Source organism: Spirulina sp. CS-785/01 (assembly GCF_028330525.1).
Taxonomy (GTDB): domain Bacteria; phylum Cyanobacteriota; class Cyanobacteriia; order Cyanobacteriales; family Spirulinaceae; genus JAQMSD01.
Map to the genome: position 1 here is coordinate 1 of NZ_JAQMSD010000228.1, position 6,246 is coordinate 6,246.

The following is a 6,246-nucleotide window of genomic DNA, read 5'->3' on the forward strand; positions in this document are numbered from 1 at the left end:
GGGAGATGGGGGAGATGGGGGAGATGGGGAGTAACAACTGATTATTGGTTACTGTTTACTGGTTACTCTCGGTGAAACTAAAATTACTTAAAATAAGCTGAAAGCCTTACTCTGATTAGTTTCTGTCCTTCTTCTTAGATTAACTTCCTCCTTATTCCAACATCTGCCATCTGCCTTCTGCCTTCGGATGCTGTTTACTGTTTACTGTTCCCTGTTCCCTTTTTCACAAACAACCAACCAAAAATTAAAGTAATGGAAAACAATATTGTTTTACAAACTAACCAGCTTCAGAAAGAATTTGGCGGGATGACGGCAGTGAATGATGTGAGTCTGAAAGTGCGTCGGGGGGATGTGTTTGGGTTTCTTGGTCCCAATGGGGCCGGGAAAACTACGACTATTGCCATGATTTTAGGGTTGTTGCGTCCCACTCAGGGGGAAGTGCGGGTGTTTGGGGAGACGGTGACACCGACCCATCATCCGATTTTACGACAGGTGGGGGCTTTGGTGGGGGCAAGTCCGGCGTTAGTGCCTCATTTGTCAGCGCGGGAGAATTTGCAGCTTATGGCGCGATTATATCCCGATTTGCCCAAAAATCGCGTTGATGAGGTGTTGGAGTTTGTGGGGTTAGCAGAGGTGGCCCGACGGCCTCCCCGCAAGTTTTCGACGGGGATGAAACAACGGTTGGGGATGGCTTTGGCTATTTTACACCAACCCCAGTTACTCATTCTCGATGAACCTACGAATGGGATGGACCCTGGGGGGATGCAGGAAATTCGCCGTTTAATTCAACGGTTGGCCCAAGAGGGGGTGACGATTTTTCTGTCGAGTCATTTATTGTATGAGGTGGAACAGGTTTGTAATGCGATCGCTATTCTCAATCAAGGAAAATTAATGACTCAGGGAACTTTGGCGGAGTTACAAGGGGAGGAGAAAAAACTGATTATTCGTGCTAAGAATATACCGGAAATACTCCCCCTTTTAAAGGATTGTCCCCAACTGTCTCAGGTGGAGCAAAATGCTGAGGAGATCATGGTTTGGGGGGCAGAGACGGAACAAGTTTTACACCATTTAGCCCAACACAGTTGTTATCCCAGTGAACTCTTTTATGCAAGGAATAATTTAGAGAATTTCTTTTTAGAATTAACTCAGGACAATTAACAATTAACAATTTTTTCTTTTTTCTTTGGACTACTTTAAAATTATCTATAGCAAAAATAAATGATTTGTCATAAATCAAAAAGTAATAAAAAACTCTAAAACTCCTATCCCTGTTCCCTATTCCCTGTTCCCTGTTCCCTTTGCCAAACCAGTCAGTTTACAACTCTGATGAAAACGCTATATCACCAATTACCAAATTTTCTCAACATAAAACCAAACAAAAGTCAATGCTTATTACCTTAATTTCTATAGAATTTCAAAAACTAAGAAGTCGCAATCTGTTTCTCATTTTAAGCGGTTTAATTATTGCCGTCTTACTTCTCTTATTTATTGGTGGGTTTCTGTCTTATCAAGTCGTTACAAAACCCGACTCTAAAAAAATTTTACAAGACTCTCTCACTTGGGCAAATGGGGGCAACCTTGCCCTTTCTATTACCTCCGGGTTGGGGAGTTTCTTTTTATTAGTCTTAACCGCAGCAGCGACGGTTTCTGACTATAACTGGCGAACTTTACATCTCTCTCTCAGTCATGGGGTATCCCGTGAGCAACTATTCTGGGGGAAGTTTTTTGCCTTTGTTTTGACTGCTGTATTATTTGTGTTAGTTCCCTTTTTCCTTGCGTTTCTCCTCATGTTACCGCTTACCCCGTTAATGGGAGGGGAGTTTAGTGCAAGCGAGTTTACAACGGTTTTAAGTCGTGTTCCCCGTGTGTTTCTCTATTTACTGACTTTTGTGACATTTGCCTTTTTTCTGGGGATTGTAACCCGGTCTCTGGCCTTATCATTAGTGTTTGGATTATTATATATTTTTGTGGTTGAACCCGTGTTAATGACTGCAACACAGTTTATCGGTGAACCGTGGGTGCAGGTGGCCGACTATTTACCTTTTCAACTGGCCACAGCGTTATTACGCATTACTCCAGATATGCCGATGATGGCAGAATTAGAGCAACAGTTTGTTAGTCCTGCGATCGCAGCTTTAGGAGTCCTACTCTGGGGTACAATCTTTCTAGGCTTAGGCTTACTGCGCTTTCGCCAACAAGACTTACTCTGAGGTGTCTTTGTCTTCCCTCTCCTCCGATAAAAACAACTCTCTTACTAACTCTGGGGATACGTCGGAGAGTTGGGGAGATGGAGAGGTTTCGGGAGATGGAGAAGCGGTGAGAGATGGAGAAGTTTCGGGAGTTTCGGGAGTTTCGGGAGTTTCGGGAGTTTCGGGAGCTTCGGGAGTTTCGGGAGTTTCGGGAGTTTCGGGAGGGTTAGATGCAGTAGGAGGGGGTTGAGACTCTAACTCTTGTGCAGTACGCACTTGTTGTTCTAACTGTTCGGTAGAAGACACCAAACTACTTAACCCGTCCACCAGACGGAGAATATTTTGGCGAAACTCTGGGTTTCCCGTTAACTCGTCTAAGTCAGAGGTAATTTTCTGAGCATTCTCAAAGGTAACTCTCGCCGAATTTAACGTCCGTTGCAGTGCGATAATATTCTCTGGGTCACTAAACGCATCAGTCATATTCCGTAGATTAGCAGAAGCGGCATTGGCGTTCGCCGTTAACTCCTCTAAATTTTGTAACAGTTGTTGAGTATCCCTCCCATTCACCTGCTCTAGAGTTGTATTGGCATTGGCCAACAATTGGGTTAACTCCCCACTAATTACCCCAATATTATCCAAAGTCATAGCCACATCAGCGCGATTTTCCGACACCGCAGAATTCATATTATTGAGTAAACGGTTGAGTTGAACCGCCGTGAGACGGTATTCTTCGGCGGTTCGGTTGAGTTGTTCACTGGTGCGCGTCACTTGTGCGGTAACTCCCTCAGTTGTGCCACCAATGTCCTCTAACTCCGTCCGAAACGTCCTAGACAGTTGCGTTAATTCTTCGCTCAACTCAGCCACATTTTCCGCCGCTAAACTCGCATTGGCGGTTAATTCCTTCACATTGCCAAAAAATTCGGGGTCTGTAAGTCGGTCACTCAAGGCCACGGTACTACTCACCGCATCATTGAGGGTTAACCCGGTTTCTCCGTCTAACCGTTCATTCTTGCAAATAATCAGGGTACTATCACAATCGGAGCTAAGGGGGGTAGCTAAGGAGGACTCATCGGGTAAAGTGGTCAAGGGTGTAATATCGACGATTGTTTCACTAATTAACCCTGACTGGTTGGCGACAATGAGGGAGTCTTTGGGAATAACGAGATCAACCGGGGAAATGGACACGGTGACGATAATACCATTGGTATCGGGGGTGATCCCCACGATAGTCCCGACTTTCACCCCTCGATACCGAACGACTCCCCCCACGGTCATTCCGTTTGTGTTTTCAAATTCTACCTGAAAGGTATAATTTTCTTGGCCAAACTGGAGGCCACGTAACCAAAAGGTTAACGTACCAAATACAGCGAGACCCAATAAAACAAATAGACCCACAGAGCCTTCTCGTACTATCCGCGATCGCATGGTGGGAACTCCTCCTCAACATTAGTTCAGCACTCGAATCGGCCCATCTAAACTAGCACTAAAGAATTGGCGCACGATAGGATTCTCTGTGGTGTCAATTTCGTCCACCGGGCCTTCCCATTTCACCTTACCCCCGTACAAAAAAACCACCCGGTCTGCGGTGCGACGAATGGTGCTGTCTTGGTGTGTCACCATCACATAGGTACTACAACCATTACTGGTGTCTTGCAGTTGACGCACTAAATTTTCAATCACCGTCGAAGCAATGGGATCAAGGCCGGCGGTGGGTTCATCATACAGCACCACTTCTGGATTATCTTGGGGATTGGCCGGATTAGTCATAATAGCACGGGCAAAACTCACTCGTTTCCGCATCCCCCCAGATAATTGGGCCGGATAATAATCCGCAATTCCCTCTAACCCCACCAAGGCTAGTTTTTCTTCCACTAAACGATGGATGGTTTTATGGTCTAAGTTGGAGTGTTGAAACAAGGTAAACCCCACATTTTCTGCTACCGACAAGGAGTCAAACAAGGCCGCTTGCTGAAAGACCATGCTAATGGGGAGGGGGTCGTCTGTATCTTCGAGTAACCCGTCCCGTTTTTCTCCCTTCACATACACTTCTCCACTATCTGGGGCTAATAATCCGGCAATGATTCGTAAAATGGTCGATTTCCCGGTCCCCGATGGCCCAATAATCACTAAGGCTTCCCCACAGTACACTTTGAGATCAACTTGATCAAGGACAATACTATTCCCAAAGCTCTTACTGATTTGTTTTAACTCGATAATGGGTTGGTGTTGCTGGGTCATCAGGTTGGGGTGAAGGTAGAAAAAGAACAAACAACAAACAACAACTAATTAATCATTACCTCTTTGTCTGGGATTATACTTCTACAGGTTCAACGCCGAATACCTGATTGAAGACTTTTTGGACTTTATACCCTGAATCAATGGATTCTAAGGGGTCTTTGCGGAGACGGTGACGTAAGCAGAGGGTGACGACTCGGCGAATGTCTTCTACGGTGACTTCATTGCGTCCTTCAAAGGCCGCTAAGGCTTTGGCCGCCCGGTTGGTGACGATATCGCCCCGTAATCCGTCCACATCTAATTCTGCACAAACTTGGGAAATATTCACCCGCAGATCATAATCCACGGTGACTTCCGAGAGACGGTTTTGAGCATCAACGATTTTTTGTTGTAATTCCTTCTGTTGGTCTGCATAGTGATTTAAGAAGGTTTTGGGGTCTTGGTCAAATTGCGATCGCTGTTCCACAATTTGCACCCGCAGTTCTGGTTCTTTCACGGTGCGAATTTCTGCGTGCATCCCAAACCGGTCCAATAATTGAGGCCGCAGTTCCCCTTCTTCCGGGTTTCCGGACCCCACCAGTACAAACCGGGCCGGGTGACGAATTGAAATCCCTTCCCGTTCTACCGTATTCCAACCACTGGCCGCCGAGTCGAGGAGAACGTCCACCAAATGGTCATCCAAGAGGTTCACCTCATCCACATAGAGAATGCCTCGGTTGGCTTTGGCCAATAATCCCGGTTCAAAGGCTTTCACCCCTTCCGACAGGGCTTTCTCAATATCAATTGTTCCACAAACCCGGTCTTCGGTGGCCCCTAGGGGGAGGTCGATCATTGTCACTTTTTTCCGGACTACCGAGACGGGATGGCCGTCCATCACCGACTGACGAACCTCATCACTCATCAAGTCCGTGTCCGTGGGGTGGGAGTTGAAGGGGTCATGTTCCACCACATCCATTTCCGGCAGAAGATCGGCTAAAGCGCGGATGGTGGTGGATTTTCCAGTTCCGCGATCGCCCATAATCATCACCCCTCCCACTTTGGGGTCAATGACATTGAGGATCAAGGCCAATTTCATCTCTTCTTGACCCACAATAGCAGTGAAGGGAAAAACAACACGGCTAGTAGAAGGCGTAGTTTGCAGCGGTGCTTCGGCTGTTACGGTCATAGGGTTTCTTGAACTATCTGAGCTTATTAACAGTGAATCTCTTGTAGGCAACGTTCTCCATTTTGACACTCCCCGCGAATCACGCAACGGGGATTCTTGGTTCAACGACCAGACTTCACTAAGCAGGATTGCGCCAACCCAGCCAGAGGTCTAATCTCCCCAAGCGTATAACTTCCCGTGTGTCCCACGGTAGTTAGTCCAAGGCGCAGCATACAAGCCCGCGTCACTAACCGACTTAGCTAAGTCCCGATCGCCAACAAACTCTTTCACATTTAAGTCTTCATAGGCAACCCAATCGTTAGATTGGATGACGCAGTAGGCCATCTGCCCACTCATTACGCTGCCTGCTTACCCTTAAATGCTTTCGGTCGTATCGACTCCTAGCCTTGTGATAGTTCCTGGACTGTTGAACTCTAGTATAATCAGACTAACATGACTGGCGTAAGGACGGCGACTATAGTGGCCGTTGCTTTTCATCCCTAGGCTAAAGCCACAGGGCTTTCAAGCTATCGTATATTTGCCGTAATGGCAAATGGGATGTTTGTTATGGGTTGGTTGTTTGTTCTTTGTCCTTTGTCCTCCTGCCTCCTGCCCTCTGTCTCCTGCCCTCTGCCCTCTGCCCTCTGCCTCCTGCCCTCTGTCTCCTGCCCTCTGCCC

5 protein-coding genes and 1 pseudogene are annotated in these 6,246 nt (G+C 46.8%); 2 read left to right on the forward strand and 4 right to left on the reverse strand.

The window, feature by feature from the left end:
* Positions 1-252 precede the first annotated feature (252 nt).
* Entirely contained in the window at positions 253-1,158 is a 906-nt protein-coding gene (locus PN462_RS14855; protein WP_272129332.1) for an ABC transporter ATP-binding protein, read from the forward strand.
* Between the two features lie 227 nt (positions 1,159-1,385).
* Positions 1,386-2,210: an ABC transporter permease gene (locus tag PN462_RS14860; RefSeq protein WP_272129334.1), complete on the forward strand. Its 825-nt coding sequence runs from the start codon at positions 1,386-1,388 to the stop codon at positions 2,208-2,210.
* Here the strand turns inward: PN462_RS14860 and PN462_RS14865 are convergent.
* The 4 genes and pseudogenes from PN462_RS14865 to PN462_RS14880 form a co-directional block, all read right to left on the reverse strand.
* Complete coding sequence (locus PN462_RS14865; RefSeq protein WP_272129336.1) at positions 2,202-3,584, reverse strand: MlaD family protein; 1,383 nt, start codon at positions 3,582-3,584, stop codon at positions 2,202-2,204. The two genes, PN462_RS14860 and PN462_RS14865, sit on opposite strands and share 9 nt — an antisense overlap.
* Positions 3,585-3,635: 51 nt before the next feature.
* Complete coding sequence (locus PN462_RS14870) at positions 3,636-4,427, reverse strand: ABC transporter ATP-binding protein (protein ID WP_272129338.1); 792 nt, start codon at positions 4,425-4,427, stop codon at positions 3,636-3,638.
* 73 nt (positions 4,428-4,500) lie between these two features.
* Positions 4,501-5,589 (reverse strand): magnesium chelatase ATPase subunit I, encoded by a 1,089-nt coding sequence (gene bchI, locus PN462_RS14875; RefSeq protein WP_272129340.1) that lies wholly within the window; start codon positions 5,587-5,589, stop codon positions 4,501-4,503.
* A gap of 150 nt (positions 5,590-5,739) precedes the next feature.
* Positions 5,740-5,995: pseudogene (locus PN462_RS14880) on the reverse strand (RNA-guided endonuclease TnpB family protein); the annotation flags it as partial.
* Positions 5,996-6,246: the final 251 nt, after the last annotated feature.

Bases quoted from the DNA above. Each gene is read 5' to 3' on its own strand.
- bchI (WP_272129340.1), bottom strand. From the start codon at position 5,589: ATGACCGTAACAGCCGAAGCACCGCTGCAAACTACGCCTTCTACTAGC.
- PN462_RS14855 (WP_272129332.1), top strand. From the start codon at position 253: ATGGAAAACAATATTGTTTTACAAACTAACCAGCTTCAGAAAGAATTT.
- PN462_RS14870 (WP_272129338.1), bottom strand. From the start codon at position 4,427: ATGACCCAGCAACACCAACCCATTATCGAGTTAAAACAAATCAGTAAG.
- PN462_RS14860 (WP_272129334.1), top strand. From the start codon at position 1,386: ATGCTTATTACCTTAATTTCTATAGAATTTCAAAAACTAAGAAGTCGC.